A 16,929-nucleotide genomic window follows, 5' to 3' on the forward strand; every position below is an offset into this window, starting at 1 on the left:
GCTGCATCGACGGGTCAGTCGAACAGCGCATCCACGCGCGCGGCGCAGATGAAATCGTTTTCGGTCAGTCCGCCCACCGCGTGGGTGGAGAACTGGACCCGGCAACGGTTGAAGCCGACTTCCATGTCGGGATGGTGATCCTCGACATGGGCGATCCAGGCCACCGCGTTCACGAAGGCCATGGTCTCGTGGAAGTTGCGGAAGCGGAACTCGCGCCGGATGTCCTTCGTGTCGCCGCCCAGTTCCCAGGATTCGTGCAGCTGGCCCAGGGCCCGGGTTGCGTCCTCGGCCGGCATCGGGTCGGTGAAGCCTTCGCAGGCCTGGCAGTGGCGGGTCTTCAGATCGCTCATGGGTGCTCGTCAGTCGAAGTTGTAGTATTCATCGTTGAGGTAGGCCACGATGGCTTCGATCTCGTCATCGAAGAAGGCGGTGCCGATGTTGGCGTCGCAGCGCCGGACCATCGATACGAGTTCATCATGATCGCCGACCATGCGGTCGTCACGGGTGTACATCCCGGAGCCGTCGCCGCCGTGCATGTCGGCGTGGCAGCTGACGCAGTTGTTCTCGTGCAGATCCTGGCCCATCCGGATTTCGTCGTTCGCCTGCGCGGTGGCGGTCATGCCGCCGGCCAGCGCCAGGGCGGCCAGAGAGGTGGTGAGGTGTCGCATGGGGCCCTCCTTTCTTGTTCGTTGCTCGATGCGACGGGCCCCCGGGGCCCGTCCCCATGATGATAGACTGCATCGCGCCATCATAGGGCACGACCGGGTGCCGCAGAGGAGAGACAATGACGGCGAGTGCGGAAAATCTGATCTGGATCGACCTGGAAATGACCGGCCTGGAGCCGGAAACCGACCGGATCATCGAAGTGGCGACCATCGTAACCGACAAGCACCTCGAGATCCTGGCCGAGGGCCCGGTGGTCGCGGTGTTCCAGTCGCCGGCGGTGCTGGACGGGCTGGACGCCTGGAACCAGCGCACGCACGGCGAATCCGGCCTGCTGGATCGCGTGCGCCACAGCGACCACGACGAGGCCGCCGCGGAGCGCGAGACGCTGGCGTTTCTGGAGAAGTGGGTGCCGAAGGGGCAGTCGCCGATGTGCGGCAATTCCATCTGTCAGGATCGCCGTTTCCTGGCGCGCAACATGCCGGAGCTGGAGGCCTGGTTCCACTATCGCAATCTCGACGTGTCCACGCTCAAGGAACTGGCGCGGCGCTGGGCGCCGGACGTGCTCCAGGGGCTGTCGAAGAACGCCTCGCATCAGGCCCTGCAGGACATCCGCGACTCGATCGACGAACTGCGGCACTATCGCGAAAAGTTCATTCAGCTCCCGCCGGCGGCGCGCCCCGCCAGCTGACCGGCGGGCGAGGGCGGCACCAGCACGGTGGGGGTGCCGTCCAGTTCCGGATCGCGTTCGGGGTAATCCAGCAGGTAATGCAGGCCGCGGCTCTCGCGTCGGGCCAGCGCGCTCTGCACGATGATCTCCGCCACCATGCCCAGGTTGCGCAGCTCGATCAGGTCGGGCGAGATCCGGTAGTGGCTGTAATATTCGTGGATCTCTTCCTGCAGGATGCGGATGCGCCGCTGCGCGCGCTGCAACCGGCTGCGGGTGCGCACGATCCCGACGTAGTCCCACATCAGCCGGCGCAGTTCGTCCCAGTCGTGCGCCACCACCACTTCCTCTTCCGACTCGGTCACCCGGGATTCGTCCCAGGCCGCCGGGACCGGCAGGGCCTCGGGGGCGGGCAGATCGGTCTGCGACAGGATGTGCTCGGCTGCGGCGCGGGCGTAGACCAGGCATTCCAGCAGCGAGTTGCTGGCCATGCGGTTGGCCCCGTGCAGCCCGGTGCAGGAGACCTCGCCGGCGGCGTAAAGCCCCGGCAGATCGGTCTGCCCGAAGGGGTTCACCACCACCCCGCCGCAGGTGTAGTGCGCGGCCGGCACCACCGGCAACGGCTCGCGCGTCATGTCGAAGCCGTATTCCAGGCAGCGTTCGTGAATGGTGGGGAAGTGTTCGCGGATGAAATCCGCCGGCTTGTGGCTGATGTCGAGATAGACATGGTCGATCCCGAGACGCTTCATCTCGTGGTCCACCGCGCGCGCCACGATGTCGCGCGGGGCCAGCTCGCCACGCTCGTCGAAGCGCGGCATGAAGCGTTCGCCGTCGGGCAGCTTGAGCAGTCCGCCTTCGCCGCGGACCGCCTCGGAGATCAGGAACGACTTGGCCTGCGGGTGGTACAGGCAGGTCGGATGGAACTGCATGAATTCCATGTTCGCGACCCGGCACCCCGCCCGCCAGGCCATCGCAATCCCGTCGCCGGTGGCGCCGTCGGGATTGGAGCTGTACAGATAGACCCGGCTGGCGCCTCCGGTGGCCATGATCACCGTGGGGGCCATGATCGTCTGTACCTCGCGGGTCGCGGTGTCCTGGACATAGGCCCCGACCACGCGGCGCACGCCGTCCACCCGCGAGGTGATCAGATCCACCGCCACATGGCGTTCGAGTACGTCGATGCTGGCGGTGTCGCCGGTGCTGCGCACCAGCGCGTCCTCGATCGCGCGGCCGGTGGCATCGGCGGCATGTGCCACGCGGCGGGCGCTGTGCCCGCCCTCGCGCGTCAGATGCAGCCGGCTGCGGCCCTCGAAGGATTCGCGCGTGAACGGCACCCCGAGGTTGAGCAGCCACTGGATCGCCTCGGGCCCGGCCGCGACGGTGCGGCGCACCGCGTCCGCATCGCACAGCCCGGCACCGGCGTCGATGGTGTCGTCGATGTGGGCGTCGAAGGAATCCTGGCGGTCGAGCACTGCCGAGATGCCGCCCTGGGCATAGCGGGTCGAGCCCTCGTCCACCGGGCCCTTGCTGAGGACCACGACTCGGCGATGCGGGGCGAGATGCAGGGCCGCGCTCAGTCCGGCCGCACCGCTGCCGATTACCAGCACGTCGGCTTTGCGGGCTTGTTGTGCTGTATCCATGCGTCAGGTAACGTTTTGCGCTTGTTGCGCAATGGCTGGGAAGCCGGGAGCAATCCCCGGCGAGCGGGTTTCGAACTTCATGCAGGTCAGGCGGTCCATGAACCCTAGAATACTGGAGACGAGTCGCCGAACGGGAGTCCCCGGATGAGCGAGAAGGCTTCCGACGAGGCCCTGGTTCGGCGTGTCCAGAATGGCGAGAAAGAGGCCTTCGACATCCTGGTCCTGAAGTATCAGCACAAGATCGTGAATCTTGTCGGCCGCTATGTGCACGACCACGCCACGGCCCTGGACATCGCCCAGGAAGCCTTTATCAAGGCCTATCGCGGACTCGCGAACTTTCGCGGCGAAAGTGCGTTCTACACCTGGCTGTACCGGATCGCCATCAACACCGCCAAGAATCATCTCGTCTCCCAGGGGCGGCGCCGGCCCGAATCCGAGGTCGATGCGCAGGATGCCGAACAAATGGGGGGCGATTCCGCTCTCAAGGACAATGCAACCCCCGAGGGGGAAGCGCTGTCGCAGGAGATAGAGGCGGCCGTCCAGCGCACGATCGACGAGCTGCCGGATGATTTGCGGACCGCGATCACTCTGCGCGAGATCGAAGGTCTGAGCTACGAGGAAATCGCGCAGACCATGGGATGTCCGATCGGCACGGTCCGGTCGCGCATCTTCCGGGCGCGCGAGGCCATCGACGAGACCTTGCGACCATTGTTGAACGACTGAATGAGCATGATCGTATGAGTGAACAAGTCAGCAAGACGGAGCGTCTCTCGGCCCTGGTGGACGACGAGACCGAGGCGTTCGAGACGCGTCGCCTGGTGGACGAGCTGCTGCAGTCGGAAGAAGATCGCAAGCAATGGGAACGCTATCACCTGATCGGAGACTCGCTGCGCGGCGGGATGCGCATGACCGCGCCCCCGGATCTGCTTGAGGGCGTGCGCGAACAACTGGCCGAAGAAGAGCCGCTGCATGTCGAACCGGAGCACTCCGGGGTCGATCGGGCCACCCGTTCGCGCTGGTTCCGGCCGGTGGCCGGTACCGGAGTAGCGGCGGCCGTGGCGGTGGTGACCCTGGTGGGCATGCAGATGATGGGCACCGGTCAGCCCGGTGGCGACGCGACGCCCGGCATGGCCGCGGGCGAGCCCGCACCGGCCGAAGTGCAGACGGCGCGCACGCCCGCGGGCACCGAGGAGGCGGCCAGCGGCGCCGGCATGCCCGACGCGGACGAGCCGGGCGAGGAGCTGGACCCGCGCTTCGTGCGTTATTTCGAGAACCACGCCGACCTGACCGGTCCCGGCTCCGCTGCTTTCGGGCGGGTACGTTATTCGGTTGGCGAAGAGTAAACCATGATGCGCGGAGGTCTGCCCTGGGTGCTGGCGGCTTCCGTCGCCCTGCTCCCGCTGCCGGTGATCGCCAGTGATCCCGGCCCCGCCGAGTGGCTGGAACGCATGTCCGCGAGCGTGCATTCGGAAAGTTACCGGGGGACATTCGTCCTGCAGCGCAAGGATCGCCTCGATACGGTGCGTGTGATCCACGCCATCGAGGACGGAGGTTATCGCGAACGGCTGCATACCCTCAGTGGCCAGGAGCGCGAGGTCGTGCGCTCGGTGGATCGCCTCAGTGCCCGGTCCGGGACCGGGGCCGCCTCCGGCGGGCAGGCCGCCGAAGCCGGATCGGCCCCGCGCTGGCCGGTGAGTTCCCCGGTTCACCTGCTGGCGGAACACGACGGCTATTCCCTCAAGGATCAGGGTCGCAGCCGCGTGGCCGGACATGCCTGCCGCATGCTGCTGGCCCGCGCCAGTGACCTGCTGCGCTACAGCCACCGCTACTGCCTGCACGAAGACACCGGCCTGCCGCTGCTCAGCGAGCTCTATTCCGGGAGCGGCCAGCTGCTCGAACGGCTGGCGTTTACCGATCTCGAACTGCTGGACCGCGTGCCGGACGCCGCCCTCGAGCCGGTCAGTGAAGACGCCGACCGCATCGAGGTGCGTGCCGAGCGCGGACACCTGCGCCCGGACCCCGACGGCCGGGACTGGGGCTTCAGTGAACTGCCGTCGGGTTTCCGCCTGGTGGTGGCGCGCGAACGCAGCAGCGATGATCCGGAACAGCCCGGCCGCTATTTCGTGGTCAGCGATGGCCTGGCTTCGGTCTCGGTGTACGTCGAGCCGGTGGAAGGCGAGCGCCGGTTCGAGGGCGCGACCCGCGCCGGTGCCACGCACGCGGTGGCCCGGGTCGAGGGCGATTATCAGATCACCGCCGTCGGCGACGTGCCCCGCGAGACCGTGGAGCGCCTCGCCGCGGCCATGCATCCGCCGCAGCCCGACGGGGACCGGCGTGAGTGACTGGCATGAGTGACTGGATCGAGGAACAGGGTGAAGTTCTCGACGTGGACGGGCACACCGCCCGCGTGCGCATCCAGCGCCGGTCCACCTGTGGCAGCTGCTCCGCGCGCAGCGGTTGCGGCAGCGGGGTCCTGTCGGACGTCCTCGGGCGCAAGCCCATCGAAGTCCGGGTTGGCCATTCCGGCGACCTGCAGGCTGGCGATACCGTCACCCTCGGCGTACGCGACACCGCGCTGGTCGCGGGTGCGCTGATGATGTACCTGCTGCCGCTGGCCGGCCTGATTGGCGTGCCCGCGCTGGGCATGGCCCTGTTCCCCGGTGCCGGCGAGGGCGTGCTGCTGCTGGCGGGCCTCGGTGGCCTCGGGGCGGGGTTGCTGGGGGTACGTCGCTGGATGCGCCAGCGCGATGCCGCGTTCCGTCCGGTGGTGCTCGCGCGCCAGCCGGGCAGCGGCATCGTGCGGCCGGTCGCCACCCGCGCCGGCTGAACCTGTCGCGGCCCGCGGGGAACTTGCGCGCCTTCGCGACGTCCAGAGGCATGTCCGTTCAAGCTTCCCGGAGAGGGATTCAATGATGCTGAAACCGATGCAATGGGCGCTGGTCGCCCTGGTCTTTCTGGCCCTGTCCCTGCCCGCTTCGGCGCGGCATCTGCCCGATTTCGTGCCGCTGGCGGAAGAACACAGCCCGGCGGTGGTGAACATCTCGGCCACCCGCACCAGCGAGGTACCCGAACACGGCGGCATGCGTCAGTTCGAAGGGACTCCGTTCGAGGACCTGTTCGAGCGTTTCTTCGGCGAGCCCCCGGGTTCCGGCGGCGACCCGCGCCAGCGCGAGCGCGATTCGCTCGGCTCCGGCTTCATCTACAGCGAAGACGGCTACATCGTGACCGCCAACCACGTGGTCGAGGGTGCCTCGGAGATCGTGGTCCACCTGTCCGACCGGCGCGTGTTCAATGCCGAGGTCGTCGGTACCGACCCGCAGAGCGACGTGGCCCTGCTGAAGATCGACGCCGAGGACCTGCCCACGCTGGAGCTGGGTTCCTCCGAGGAGCTCCGGGTCGGGGAATGGGTCCTGGCGATCGGCTCGCCGTTCGGCTTTGATCACTCGGTCACCGCCGGGATCGTCAGCGCCAAGGGGCGCAGCCTGCCGAGCGAGAACTACGTACCCTTCATCCAGACCGACGTGGCCATCAACCCGGGCAACTCCGGTGGTCCGCTGATGAATCTCGACGGCAAGGTGATCGGGATCAATGCCCAGATCTACAGCCGTACCGGCGGGTTCATGGGTCTGTCGTTTGCGGTCCCCATCGAAGTGGTGGGCGACGTGGTGACCCAGCTGCGTGAACACGGCGAAGTGACCCGCGGATGGCTGGGTGTGCTGATCCAGGAGGTTACCCGGGATCTGGCCGAGTCGTTCGACATGGACAAGCCCTCCGGTGCCCTGGTCGCCCGAGTGCAGGCGGACAGTCCCGCGGAGAAGGCGGGGTTCGAGGCCGGTGACGTGATCCTGCGCTTCAATGGCCTGGACGTGCCGAATTCCAGCGCGCTGCCGCCGATCGTCGGTCGCACGCCGGTGGGCAGCGAGGTCGAGGTGGACATCCGGCGCGGCTCCGAGGACAAGACCCTCGAGGTCACCATCGAGGCGCTGCCCGAGGACGTCGCCGAACGCCGGTCGGCCCCGGCCCAGCCGGAGGAGGCCCGGCCCGAGCCGCAGAGCCTGCTGGGCATGCGCCTCGAGCCGCTGGACGCCGAAACGCGCGAGGAGCTCGGCGTCGACAACGGCCTGGTGGTGCTGGAGGTCGAGGACAACCCCGCGCGCAGCGCCGGCGTGCGGCCGGGCGACGTGATCGTGCAGTTCGCGCGGCAGCCGGTGGGTTCGCTGGAAGAGCTGGAAGAACGCATCGAGCAGGCCGGCCCCGGCACGACCGTCCCGGTGCTGATCCAGCGCGGTGGCAACCCCACCTTCATCGCCCTGCGCATTCCGCAGGACTGACGGGGCCGCCGGCCGGCCCCGGGTGTCGGGGCCGGGTTTCGGGGCCGGGTTTCGGGGCCGGTGCATCGCACATGACGCAACTGACGGTGTACCATCGCGAAGGCTGCGGGCTCTGCGAGCATATGCTCGCAGAGCTTTTTGCTTTGCAAAGCCGTTATACTTTTACGCTCGACGTCGTCGACATCGACGAGGACCCGGACCTGCGGGAACGCTACAACACCAAGGTGCCGGTTCTTGCCGTCGACGGCGACATTCTCTGCTGCCACTTTCTTGACCGAGAGGCACTGCTGGACCTGCTGGGGCCCGCATGAGTGATACCCGTCTGACCCGTAACTTTTCCATCATCGCCCACATCGACCACGGCAAGTCGACCCTTGCGGACCGCCTGATCCAGGGCTGTCGCGGGCTGACCGAGCGCGAGATGTCGGAGCAGGTGCTGGACTCCATGGATCTTGAACGCGAACGCGGGATCACCATCAAGGCGCAGAGCGTGTCGCTGTACTACGACGCCAACGACGGCCAGCGCTACCAGCTGAACTTCATCGATACCCCGGGCCACGTGGATTTCTCCTACGAGGTCTCGCGCTCGCTGTACGCCTGCGAGGGTGCGCTGCTGGTGGTGGATGCCTCCCAGGGCGTGGAGGCGCAGAGCGTGGCCAACTGCTACACCGCCATCGACCAGGGGCTGGAAGTCGTGCCGGTGCTCAACAAGATCGACCTGCCCGCGGCCGAACCCGACCGCGTGGCCGACGAGATCGAGGACGTGATCGGGATCGAGGCCACCGATGCCCTGCGGGTGTCGGCCAAGACCGGCGAGGGCATCAGCGAGCTGCTGGAGGAGCTGGTGCGGCGCATCCCCCCGCCGCAGGGCGATTCGGAAGCTCCGCTGAAGGCCCTGATCATCGACTCGTGGTACGACAACTACCTGGGCGTGGTGGCCCTGGTGCGGGTCAAGGCCGGGCGCCTGCATGCCGGCCAGAAGATCAAGGCGATGGCGGTGGAACGCCCGCACGAGGTCAATCGTGTGGGGGTGTTCACGCCCAAGCCGGTGGATCGCGAGTATCTGGACGTCGGCGAGGTGGGCTACATGATCGCCACCATCAAGGACATCTCCGGGGCCAAGGTCGGTGACACGATCACCGACTTCAACAACCCGGCGGACGAGCCGATCCCCGGGTTCCAGGAAATCCAGCCGCGGGTATTCGCCGGTCTGTTCCCGGTCTCCGCGGACGACTTCAACGACCTGCGCGACGCGCTCGACAAGCTGCGCCTGAACGATGCCGCGCTGTCATTCGAGCCGGAGACCTCGGCGGCCCTGGGCTTCGGCTTTCGCTGCGGCTTCCTCGGCATGCTGCACATGGAGATCGTGCAGGAACGCCTGGAGCGTGAATACGGCCTGGACCTGATCAATACCGCGCCCACCGTGGTCTACGAGGTGGAAAAGAACGACGGCAGCGTGGTGCCCGTGCACAACCCTTCGGAGCTGCCGCCGAACAACGAGGTCGCCGAGATCCGCGAGCCGGTCATCGAGGCGAATATCCTCGTGCCGCAGGAGTACGTCGGCGCGGTCATGACCCTGTGCGTCGAAAAGCGCGGGGTGCAGACCCGCATGGCCTATCACGGGCGTCAGGTGCAGCTGTCCTACGAACTGCCGATGGCCGAGGTCATGCTGGACTTCTTCGACCGGCTCAAGTCCGCGACCCGCGGCTATGCCTCGTTCGACTACCACCCGCTGCGTTTCCAGGCAGCCCCGCTGGTGCGGGTCGACATCCTGATCAACGGCGACCGGGTGGATGCGCTTTCGGCGATCGTGCATCGCGACCAAGCCGAATCGCGTGGACGCGAGATCACCGAGCGCATGGCGAAGATCATCCCGCGGCAGATGTACGAGGTGGCCATCCAGGCGGCGATCGGCTCCAAGATCATCGCGCGTTCGACGGTCAAGGCGATGCGCAAGAACGTGCTCGCCAAGTGCTACGGCGGGGACGTGAGCCGCAAACGCAAGCTGCTGGAGAAACAGAAGGAAGGCAAGAAGCGGATGAAGTCCATCGGCAAGGTGGACGTTCCGCAGGAGGCCTTTCTCGCGGTACTCTCGGTGGACGAGAAATGACGGGAACCACCGGGCCGTCGGGCCGGTAGCGGGGGCAGGGAAACAGCATGGCGAATCTGGAACTGATCCTGGTCGTGGCGACCGCGGTAACCGGCCTGATCTGGCTGGTATGGGCGGTGCTGCGCCGACGGCTGAGCCCCGAGCGCCGGGCGAAGATGCCCTGGTATGTGGACTACTCGCGCTCGTTCTTCCCGATCCTGCTGATCGTGCTGGTCCTGCGCTCGTTCGTTGCCGAACCGTTCCGCATCCCCTCGGGCTCCATGATGCCGACCCTGCTGGTGGGCGATTTCATCATGGTGAACAAGTTTTCCTATGCCGTACGCCTGCCGGTCACGCGCACCAGGATCCTCGACACCGGGGCCCCGGAACGCGGCGAGGTCGCGGTGTTCAAGTATCCGCGCAATCCGGCCGAGGACTACATCAAGCGCGTCGTGGGGCTTCCCGGTGACGAGATCGAGTTCCGCGACCGCGTGCTGTACGTCAACGGCGAGCCGCAGCCGGCCGAAGAGGTCGGTACCTTCGACGGCGAGGGCTCCGGTGCGGTGATGTCCGGTGCCACGCTGTTCGAGGAGACCATGGGCGACCGGACGTACAACACCCTGATGCGCGAGGACCGCCCGGCCGCGGAAGGGCGGGTGGTCGTGCCGGACGGGCATTACTTCATGGTCGGGGACAATCGCGACAACTCCAACGACAGCCGGTCGTGGGGCTTCGTGTCCGAGGAGCTGCTGGTGGGGCGTGCGCTCTTCATCTGGCTGCACTGGGATTACAATGGTAGTCATATGGACTTTTCCCGCATCGGGCAGGCCATACGCTGATACATGACAGGGACGGGGGTAACCATGCAATCGAAGACCAGAATGAAGGGCGCCGGGGCCACCACCATCATGGCCATGATCTTCCTGGCCCTGATCGTGCTCACCTTCGTGATCCAGATGGGTACACAGTACACCCAGTATCTGACGGTGCGCTCGATCATGCAGGACGTGGCGGAGCAGCCGGGCGCGGCGGACAAGAGCGAAGACGAACTGTGGAGCGAGGTCCGCCGGCGCTTTCAGCTGAACACGGTGCCGGACGAGATCGAGGAAGAGCACTTCTCGGTCGGCGAGGGCGACGAGGGTCCGGCGATGAACATCGACTACGAGATCCGGCGCGGCTTTCTGGGCAACATCGACATCGTTGCACAGTTCTCCTATTCCGCGACCCTGGCGGACTGACGAGATGAGATCGGGACGCGAACGGAAGGATCCAGACGTGCATGGCTGAACGGGATTTTCGAACCTTGCTGCCCGAGGCGGTGCGGGACGGCGAAGGCATGCGCCAGGCGCTGACCCATCGCAGTGCCGGCGGGCGCAACAACGAGCGCCTGGAATTCCTCGGTGACGCGGTACTCGGCCTGGTGGTTGCCGATGCCCTGTACGAGCGGCTGCCGGACTCGCCCGAGGGAGACCTGACCCGGCTGCGGGCCGCGCTGGTGAATCGCGAATCGCTGGCGGCCCTGGCGCGCGAGACCGGTCTGGAAGGCATGCTCAATCTGGGCCAGGGCGAGCGCAAGAGCGGCGGCCAGCGGCGCGACTCCATTCTTGCCGATGCGGTCGAGGCCCTGATCGGGCTCACCTATCGCGAGGCGGGCTTCGACGCCGCGCGCGACTTCACGCTCGCGCTCTATGCCGAGCGTCTGGAAAACCTCCCCGCAGCGGAGACCCTGAAGGACCCGAAGACCCGGCTGCAGGAGAAACTGCAGGGTCGCAACGCGGAGCTTCCGGTCTACGAGGTGCTGGAGGTCTCCGGACCCGACCATCAGCGCCATTTCACCGTGGCCGTGCATCTGCCCACTCAGGGCTGGGGACAGCACGGACGCGGTTCCAGCCGCCGCCGGGCCGAACAGGCCGCGGCCGAAGCGGCCCTCCACCGGCTCCAGCAGACCCAGGAACAATGAACACACCCGAGAACGAGGCAGGCGACGGCACGCGCTGCGGGCTGGTCGCCCTGATCGGCCGTCCGAACGTCGGCAAGACCACCCTGATGAATCGCCTGGTGGGCGAGAAGCTGGCGGCCACCACCCGCCGGCCGCACACCACGCGCAACCGCATCCTCGGCATCGTCACCGAAGGTGACGACCAGATCGTGCTGATGGATACCCCCGGGATCGATCAGCAGCGCACCAAACTGGTGAACCAGGTGCTCAACCGCACCGCCAGCCAGGCCCTGTCGGATGCCGACCTGATCTGCTTCCTGACCGAGGCGGGCCGCTTCGGCGAGGCGGACGAACGCATCGAGGAGGCGGTACGTCAGTCCGGGCGGCCGGCCCTGCTGGTGATCAACAAGGTCGACCGGCAGAAGAACAAGGAAGAGCTGCTGCCGTTCATCGAACAGCGCATGGCCGCGTTTCCGTATGCCGGGGTGGTACCCATCGGCGCACGGCGGGGCACCAACCTGCCGGGGCTGATCGAGGAGATCCGCAACCACCTGCCCGAGGGCCCGTTCCTGTACGACCCGGACCAGCTCTCCGACCGCCCGGAGCGTTTTCGCGCCGAGGAGATGATCCGCGAGGCGATGCTGGAACAGCTGGGCGAGGAGGTGCCCTACTCGGTCGCCGTGCGCGTCGAGAACTGGGAAGACACCCCGCGCATCGCGCATGTCGACGCGGTGATCCTGGTCGAGCGCGACAGCCAGAAGGGCATCGTCATCGGCAAGGGCGGGCGCCGGCTCAAGCAGATCGGCCAGGCCTCGCGCCATCAGCTCGAATCGCTGCTGGAGCGCAAGGTCATGCTCAACCTCACCGTGCGCGTCGAGGCGGACTGGTCGCGCAGCCCGCGGGCGCTGCGCGAACTCGGGATCGAGGAACCGCGGTAGCCGCCGGAATCCGTACATGAGCAGCGCCGCCAGCGAGGTCACCCCGGGCGTGGTCCTGCATGCGCGCCCGCTGCGCGAGAACAGCCGCGTGGTGGAGCTGGTCACCGAGCGGGCGGGGCGCGTTGCCGCGGTGGCCCGCGGGCGTGCGGGCAGCGTGCGCCCGTTCGTGCTGCTGGATCTCGCGTGGCGCGGGCGCGGCGAACTGCCCAGCCTGAATGTGGCCGAGGAACGCCGGGTGTACCCGCTGACCGGGCGCCGGCTGGTCTGCGGCCTGTATCTGAACGAGCTGGTGCTGCGCCTGTTCCCGCGCGATGCCCCGCTGGAGGACACCCTGCAGACCCTGACCGGGGCCTACACCGATCTCGCGCAGGACCGTCCGGCGGACCGCGTGCTGCGCCGGGCCGAGTGGCAGCTGCTGGGGGGGCTGGATTCCGGTCTCGCGTTCATCGACCCGGATGATCTCGAGCCGGAAGCCTGGTATCGCTACGAACCGGAACACGGCCTGCACGACGTGCCTGCCCGCACCGCCGGCGCCGTGCCCGGCGCCGCGCTGCAGGCACTGGCCAGCGGCCGGGACGTCCCGGATAATCTCGCCCGGGCCAGCCGCGACTTCATGCGCGCGCTGATCGACGCCCATCTCGACGGCCGGCCGCTGCAAACCCGCGGTCTGCTCTGAACAGGAAACCGATACCATGACCGACGCCGCATCCGTTCCCGCGCTCAAGCTGGGGGTCAACCTCGACCACATCGCGACCATCCGCCAGGCGCGGCACACGCCGTACCCGGACCTGATGCAGGCGGTGCGCCTGGCCGAGGCCAGCGGGGCCGACTCCATCACCCTGCACCTGCGCGAGGATCGCCGGCACATCCAGGACGACGACGTGTTCGGCATCAAGCCGCGCCTGACCGTGCCCATGAACCTGGAGATGGCCGCCACCGACGGGATGCAGACGATCGCGCTGGACCTGCGGCCGGAATACTGCTGCATCGTCCCCGAGCGCCGCGAGGAGCTGACCACCGAGGGCGGACTGGATGCCATCGGCCATCGCGAGCGCCTGACCGCCTTTGTTGCTCCCCTGCGCGAGGCGGGCATCGCGGTGTCGCTGTTCGTCGAGCCCGACGTGCGGCAGCTGGAGGCCGCGGCGGCCATTGGCGCCCCGGTGGTGGAACTGCACACCGGGGCCTATGCCAACGCCACCGATGCCGGTGAACGCGAGCGGCTGCTGACGCAGATCAACGAGGCGGCCGAGGCCGGGCGGCAGATGGGGCTGGTGATCAACGCCGGCCACGGCCTGGACTACGACAACGTGCGCGCGATCGCCGCCAACCCGGTGTTCAACGAACTCAACATCGGCCACTCGATCGTGGCCCGCGCGCTGTTCACCGGGCTGCCGGAGGCGGTCAGCCACATGCGCGGCCTGATGGACGCCGCGCGCGAGGGCGCCCCGGTCGGCCAGTACCCGGTGTGACCCGGGCGAGGGCTTCGGCGTGATCCTCGGGGTCGGCACCGACCTGGTGCAGGTGGCGCGCATGCAGGCGCTGTGGACGCGCCACGGCGAACGTTTCGCCGACCGCATCCTGCATCCGGTGGAACGCGCCGATCTCCCCGCGCAGGACCCGGCCGGCTTCCTCGCCCGGCGCTTCGCCGCCAAGGAGGCCCTGTCCAAGGCGCTGGGCTGCGGCGTCGGCGCCGGCATGGCCCTGGTCGACGCCGGCGTCACCCACGATGCCCGCGGCCGCCCGGAATTCGTGCTGGAAGGCCGCGCCCGCGGCACCGCCGAACGCCTCGGCGCCGGCCCCGTCCACCTCAGCATCTCCGACGAACGCGACTACGCCCAGGCCTTCGTCATCATCGAACGCGCCTGAGGCTGCCCGGCGTTGCACGCTCCTGCGTGGAGCCGGATACTCGAGGCATGATTCTCGAGATGAGCGACAGTCCGCTGGCGACACTCCTGCGCACCCGACTTGCGGAGCAGGACGCGGTGATGGCGGCCTATCTGTTTGGCAGCCATGCGCGAGGAGAGGCCTGTCCCGACAGCGACATCGACCTCGCGGTCCTCACGCCGGAGCCGATGTCCCGCTCGCTGCTCGATCCACTGGCGCGCCTGGAAATGGATCTGTCGGACACGCTGGGCCGCCGGGTCGATCTGGTCGACCTGCATTCCGCTCCGCCGGATCTCGTGCACCGGATCCTGCGCGACGGCCATCTGCTGCTGGACCGCGACCCGGACCGCCGCGCCGCGTTCGAGGTGGCGGCGCGCAACGCCTATTTCGACTTCCTCCCCTATCTGCAGGAATACCGCCGCGGAGCACGGAGCCATTAGCCGAAGTCGCGGGAGCGGGTGACCTGCCCGGTCGGGTCATCGGCGCTCGCCCGGCATGCGTCCGACCCGCATGCCGCGGTGTGCCGTCAGGTCGGCGACCCAGCCTCTCTCCCCCCAGGTACTTCCCCCTTCCGCCCTACAAGCACATGACTTCCGGCGGGGCTTGTATCAATGCTCGGTGTAATCCTTATTGAATTACTCAGGAATTCTCTTATCGTCGGAACCGAAGACAGAGGGCGGAGGCGACCGCCTGATTCAGGCGACGACGGGATGTAACGCAAATCCCGGTCGGCGTCTCGGGAGCCGCGGGCTGCAACCGGATCCTGCTCTGCCCTCGCGTTAGTTCAACCGCACAACCGAGGCAAGGCTTATGTCGACCCAGCCGAAGGACATCGAGCAACTCGTCAAGGGCGAGTACAAGTGGGGCTTCTCCACCGATATCGAGCAGGACATCCTGCCCCCGGGATTGAACGAAGACGTCATTCGGGCGATCTCGCGCAAGAAGCAGGAACCCGAGTTCATGCTCGAATGGCGGCTTGCGGCCTACCGCGACTGGCTCCAGATGCGCGAACCGACCTGGGCGCATGTGCATTATCCGAAGATCGATTTCCAGGCGATTTCCTATTTCGCGGCGCCGAAGTCGAAGGACGATGCACCGCAGAGTCTGGACGAGGTCGACCCCAAGCTGCTGGAAACCTACGAGAAGCTTGGCATCCCGCTGGACGAACGGGCGCGCCTGGCCGGCGTTGCGGTGGATGCGGTGTTCGACAGCGTGTCGGTGACCACCACGTTCAAGGAAAAACTGGCGGATGCCGGCGTGATCTTCTGTTCCTTCTCCGAGGCGCTGCAGGAATACCCGGAACTGGTCGAGCGTTACCTCGGCTCCGTGGTGCCGCGCAATGACAACTATTTCGCCGCCCTGAACTCGGCGGTGTTCTCCGACGGCTCGTTCGTATACGTGCCGAAGGGCGTGCGCTGCCCGATGGAGCTGTCGACCTATTTCCGCATCAATGCGATGGACACGGGCCAGTTCGAGCGCACCCTCATCATCGCCGAGGAGGGTTCGCACGTGAGCTACCTCGAGGGCTGCACGGCGCCCCAGCGTGACGAGAACCAGCTGCACGCCGCAGTGGTCGAGCTGGTCGCCGAGGCGGATGCGGAGATCAAGTACTCCACCGTGCAGAACTGGTTCCCGGGCGACGAAGAAGGCAAGGGCGGCATCTACAACTTCGTCACCAAGCGCGGCGAGTGCCGCGGTGACAACAGCAAGATCGCCTGGACGCAGGTCGAGGCGGGGTCCGCCATCACCTGGAAGTATCCGAGCTGCGTGCTCAAGGGCGACAACTCGGTCGGCGAGTTCTACTCGGTGGCCGTGGGCAACAATTTCCAGCAGATCGACAGCGGCACGAAGATGATCCACGTGGGGCGCAATACCCGCAGCACGATCATTTCCAAGGGCATTTCCGCCGGCCGCGCCAACAACGCCTACCGCGGCCTGGTCCGCATGACCCCCGGGGCCGAGAACGCCCGCAACTACACCCAGTGCGACTCCTTGCTGCTCGGGGAGACCTGCGGCGCTCACACCTATCCGTACATCGAGGCCAAAAACCCGAGCTCGAACATCGAACACGAGGCGACGACCTCCACGGTCAGCGACGATCAGATCTTCTACCTCAAGCAGCGCGGTCTGTCCGAGGAGGATGCCGTCAACATGATCGTGAACGGTTTCTGCAAGGAGGTCTTCGGCGAGCTGCCCATGGAATTCGCCACCGAGGCCGAGGCCCTGCTGAGCGTTTCTCTGGAAGGGGCGGTCGGCTAGCCGCTCTCCCGGCAGCTGGTTTGCACAAGGGTCCGACACAAGCGTCCGACAAGAGGGGTCCGATATGGACAAGCAAGAACTGTTAAGCGCATTCGAGATGATGCCGGACTGGGATGACCGCTTCCGCATGATCGAGGATCTGGGACGCCAGATGCCGACCCTGCCGGAGGAGGCGCTCACGGAGGAGAACCGCGTCAAGGACTGCAACACGCAGGCGTGGCTGATCGCCCATCTGGACGACCAGGAGCCCCCGCGGCTGGTGCTGGAGGCGGACGCGGAGACGTCCATGGTGCGGGGCCTGATGGCCCTGATGCTGCTGCCGTTCCGGGACAAGACGCCGGAGGAAGTCCTGAACACCGACCCGTATGAACTGCTGGGCGAGGTCGGCATGGACGAAGCCCTCAGCCCGACCCGGCGCGCCGGCATGGAGGCGCTCATGCTCCGGGTCAAGGAGCTGGCCCTCGAACATGCCCGGACGAATGCCTAGGGCGCGCCAAACCGACACTGAATTTCCAGGTA

At 67.1% G+C, this 16,929-nt stretch carries 21 protein-coding genes; 18 read left to right on the plus strand and 3 right to left on the minus strand.

What is annotated here, in order from left to right; translation table 11 throughout:
* Positions 1–14 precede the first annotated feature (14 nt).
* A complete protein-coding gene (locus F573_RS0106540; protein ID WP_018870162.1) occupies positions 15–350 on the minus strand; it encodes a 4a-hydroxytetrahydrobiopterin dehydratase in 336 nt (111 codons plus the stop codon).
* Positions 351–359: 9 nt separating this feature from the next.
* Positions 360–668, minus strand: a complete 309-nt coding sequence (locus tag F573_RS0106545; protein WP_019021916.1) for a cytochrome c — start codon at positions 666–668, stop codon at positions 360–362.
* Between the two features lie 116 nt (positions 669–784).
* Between F573_RS0106545 and orn the strand changes: the two genes are divergently transcribed.
* Positions 785–1,354, plus strand: a complete 570-nt coding sequence (gene orn, locus F573_RS0106550; protein WP_018870160.1) for an oligoribonuclease — start codon at positions 785–787, stop codon at positions 1,352–1,354.
* On the opposite strand, the gene nadB is transcribed toward orn, so the two are convergent.
* Positions 1,321–2,970, minus strand: coding sequence for an L-aspartate oxidase (gene nadB / locus F573_RS0106555; RefSeq protein WP_026300831.1), 1,650 nt, complete (start codon positions 2,968–2,970; stop codon positions 1,321–1,323). The genes orn and nadB overlap by 34 nt on opposite strands.
* A 144-nt stretch (positions 2,971–3,114) precedes the next feature.
* Here nadB and rpoE point away from each other — a divergent pair, with 144 nt between their 5' ends.
* From rpoE to F573_RS0106640, 17 genes are all read left to right on the plus strand, one after another.
* Positions 3,115–3,693: an RNA polymerase sigma factor RpoE gene (gene rpoE, locus F573_RS0106560; protein ID WP_018870158.1), complete on the plus strand. Its 579-nt coding sequence runs from the start codon at positions 3,115–3,117 to the stop codon at positions 3,691–3,693.
* A 14-nt stretch (positions 3,694–3,707) separates the two neighbouring features.
* A complete protein-coding gene (locus F573_RS0106565; protein ID WP_019021918.1) occupies positions 3,708–4,313 on the plus strand; it encodes a sigma-E factor negative regulatory protein in 606 nt (201 codons plus the stop codon).
* 3 nt (positions 4,314–4,316) lie between these two features.
* Complete coding sequence (locus tag F573_RS0106570; RefSeq protein WP_019021919.1) at positions 4,317–5,312, plus strand: MucB/RseB C-terminal domain-containing protein; 996 nt, start codon at positions 4,317–4,319, stop codon at positions 5,310–5,312.
* Between the two features lie 5 nt (positions 5,313–5,317).
* Positions 5,318–5,797, plus strand: coding sequence for a SoxR reducing system RseC family protein (locus F573_RS0106575; RefSeq protein WP_018870155.1), 480 nt, complete (start codon positions 5,318–5,320; stop codon positions 5,795–5,797).
* Positions 5,798–5,879: 82 nt separating this feature from the next.
* Positions 5,880–7,301: a DegQ family serine endoprotease gene (locus tag F573_RS0106580; RefSeq protein WP_018870154.1), complete on the plus strand. Its 1,422-nt coding sequence runs from the start codon at positions 5,880–5,882 to the stop codon at positions 7,299–7,301.
* 71 nt (positions 7,302–7,372) lie between these two features.
* A complete protein-coding gene (locus F573_RS0106585; protein WP_018870153.1) occupies positions 7,373–7,612 on the plus strand; it encodes a glutaredoxin family protein in 240 nt (79 codons plus the stop codon).
* A complete protein-coding gene (lepA, locus tag F573_RS0106590; RefSeq protein WP_018870152.1) occupies positions 7,609–9,411 on the plus strand; it encodes a translation elongation factor 4 in 1,803 nt (600 codons plus the stop codon). The genes F573_RS0106585 and lepA overlap by 4 nt, the downstream gene beginning before the upstream one ends.
* Positions 9,412–9,458: 47 nt before the next feature.
* Positions 9,459–10,229 (plus strand): signal peptidase I, encoded by a 771-nt coding sequence (lepB, locus tag F573_RS0106595; protein WP_018870151.1) that lies wholly within the window; start codon positions 9,459–9,461, stop codon positions 10,227–10,229.
* Between the two features lie 42 nt (positions 10,230–10,271).
* Positions 10,272–10,628: a DUF4845 domain-containing protein gene (locus F573_RS0106600; RefSeq protein WP_018870150.1), complete on the plus strand. Its 357-nt coding sequence runs from the start codon at positions 10,272–10,274 to the stop codon at positions 10,626–10,628.
* Between the two features lie 41 nt (positions 10,629–10,669).
* The gene (gene rnc, locus F573_RS0106605; protein ID WP_018870149.1) at positions 10,670–11,350 is read left to right on the plus strand and encodes a ribonuclease III; all 681 of its coding nucleotides are present in this window, start codon (positions 10,670–10,672) and stop codon (positions 11,348–11,350) included.
* Positions 11,347–12,267 carry a GTPase Era gene (era, locus tag F573_RS0106610; protein WP_019021920.1) on the plus strand — a complete coding sequence of 307 codons (921 nt, stop codon included), beginning with the start codon at positions 11,347–11,349 and terminating at the stop codon, positions 12,265–12,267. Before rnc ends, era begins: the two co-directional genes overlap by 4 nt.
* Before the next feature lie 16 nt (positions 12,268–12,283).
* Positions 12,284–12,943 carry a DNA repair protein RecO gene (locus F573_RS0106615; RefSeq protein WP_019021921.1) on the plus strand — a complete coding sequence of 220 codons (660 nt, stop codon included), beginning with the start codon at positions 12,284–12,286 and terminating at the stop codon, positions 12,941–12,943.
* 16 nt (positions 12,944–12,959) lie between these two features.
* Positions 12,960–13,736 carry a pyridoxine 5'-phosphate synthase gene (locus tag F573_RS0106620; protein WP_019021922.1) on the plus strand — a complete coding sequence of 259 codons (777 nt, stop codon included), beginning with the start codon at positions 12,960–12,962 and terminating at the stop codon, positions 13,734–13,736.
* Between the two features lie 19 nt (positions 13,737–13,755).
* Entirely contained in the window at positions 13,756–14,133 is a 378-nt protein-coding gene (gene acpS / locus F573_RS0106625; protein WP_019021923.1) for a holo-ACP synthase, read from the plus strand.
* A gap of 47 nt (positions 14,134–14,180) precedes the next feature.
* Entirely contained in the window at positions 14,181–14,591 is a 411-nt protein-coding gene (locus F573_RS0106630; protein ID WP_019021924.1) for a nucleotidyltransferase domain-containing protein, read from the plus strand.
* A gap of 370 nt (positions 14,592–14,961) precedes the next feature.
* Positions 14,962–16,410, plus strand: a complete 1,449-nt coding sequence (gene sufB, locus F573_RS0106635; RefSeq protein WP_018870142.1) for a Fe-S cluster assembly protein SufB — start codon at positions 14,962–14,964, stop codon at positions 16,408–16,410.
* A gap of 64 nt (positions 16,411–16,474) precedes the next feature.
* Positions 16,475–16,897, plus strand: a complete 423-nt coding sequence (locus F573_RS0106640) for a SufE family protein (protein ID WP_019021925.1) — start codon at positions 16,475–16,477, stop codon at positions 16,895–16,897.
* Positions 16,898–16,929 lie beyond the last annotated feature (32 nt).

It is taken from the genome of Thioalkalivibrio sp. ALE23 (assembly GCF_000378545.1).
Taxonomy (GTDB): Bacteria; Pseudomonadota; Gammaproteobacteria; order Ectothiorhodospirales; family Ectothiorhodospiraceae; genus Thioalkalivibrio.

Coding starts and splice junctions, on each gene's coding strand:
- F573_RS0106540 (WP_018870162.1), bottom strand. CDS start 350: ATGAGCGATCTGAAGACCCGCCACTGCCAGGCCTGCGAAGGCTTCACC.
- F573_RS0106545 (WP_019021916.1), bottom strand. CDS start 668: ATGCGACACCTCACCACCTCTCTGGCCGCCCTGGCGCTGGCCGGCGGC.
- orn (WP_018870160.1), top strand. CDS start 785: ATGACGGCGAGTGCGGAAAATCTGATCTGGATCGACCTGGAAATGACC.
- nadB (WP_026300831.1), bottom strand. CDS start 2,970: ATGGATACAGCACAACAAGCCCGCAAAGCCGACGTGCTGGTAATCGGC.
- rpoE (WP_018870158.1), top strand. CDS start 3,115: ATGAGCGAGAAGGCTTCCGACGAGGCCCTGGTTCGGCGTGTCCAGAAT.
- F573_RS0106565 (WP_019021918.1), top strand. CDS start 3,708: ATGAGTGAACAAGTCAGCAAGACGGAGCGTCTCTCGGCCCTGGTGGAC.
- F573_RS0106570 (WP_019021919.1), top strand. CDS start 4,317: ATGATGCGCGGAGGTCTGCCCTGGGTGCTGGCGGCTTCCGTCGCCCTG.
- F573_RS0106575 (WP_018870155.1), top strand. CDS start 5,318: ATGAGTGACTGGATCGAGGAACAGGGTGAAGTTCTCGACGTGGACGGG.
- F573_RS0106580 (WP_018870154.1), top strand. CDS start 5,880: ATGATGCTGAAACCGATGCAATGGGCGCTGGTCGCCCTGGTCTTTCTG.
- F573_RS0106585 (WP_018870153.1), top strand. CDS start 7,373: ATGACGCAACTGACGGTGTACCATCGCGAAGGCTGCGGGCTCTGCGAG.
- lepA (WP_018870152.1), top strand. CDS start 7,609: ATGAGTGATACCCGTCTGACCCGTAACTTTTCCATCATCGCCCACATC.
- lepB (WP_018870151.1), top strand. CDS start 9,459: ATGGCGAATCTGGAACTGATCCTGGTCGTGGCGACCGCGGTAACCGGC.
- F573_RS0106600 (WP_018870150.1), top strand. CDS start 10,272: ATGAAGGGCGCCGGGGCCACCACCATCATGGCCATGATCTTCCTGGCC.
- rnc (WP_018870149.1), top strand. CDS start 10,670: ATGGCTGAACGGGATTTTCGAACCTTGCTGCCCGAGGCGGTGCGGGAC.
- era (WP_019021920.1), top strand. CDS start 11,347: ATGAACACACCCGAGAACGAGGCAGGCGACGGCACGCGCTGCGGGCTG.
- F573_RS0106615 (WP_019021921.1), top strand. CDS start 12,284: ATGAGCAGCGCCGCCAGCGAGGTCACCCCGGGCGTGGTCCTGCATGCG.
- F573_RS0106620 (WP_019021922.1), top strand. CDS start 12,960: ATGACCGACGCCGCATCCGTTCCCGCGCTCAAGCTGGGGGTCAACCTC.
- F573_RS0106630 (WP_019021924.1), top strand. CDS start 14,181: ATGATTCTCGAGATGAGCGACAGTCCGCTGGCGACACTCCTGCGCACC.
- sufB (WP_018870142.1), top strand. CDS start 14,962: ATGTCGACCCAGCCGAAGGACATCGAGCAACTCGTCAAGGGCGAGTAC.
- F573_RS0106640 (WP_019021925.1), top strand. CDS start 16,475: ATGGACAAGCAAGAACTGTTAAGCGCATTCGAGATGATGCCGGACTGG.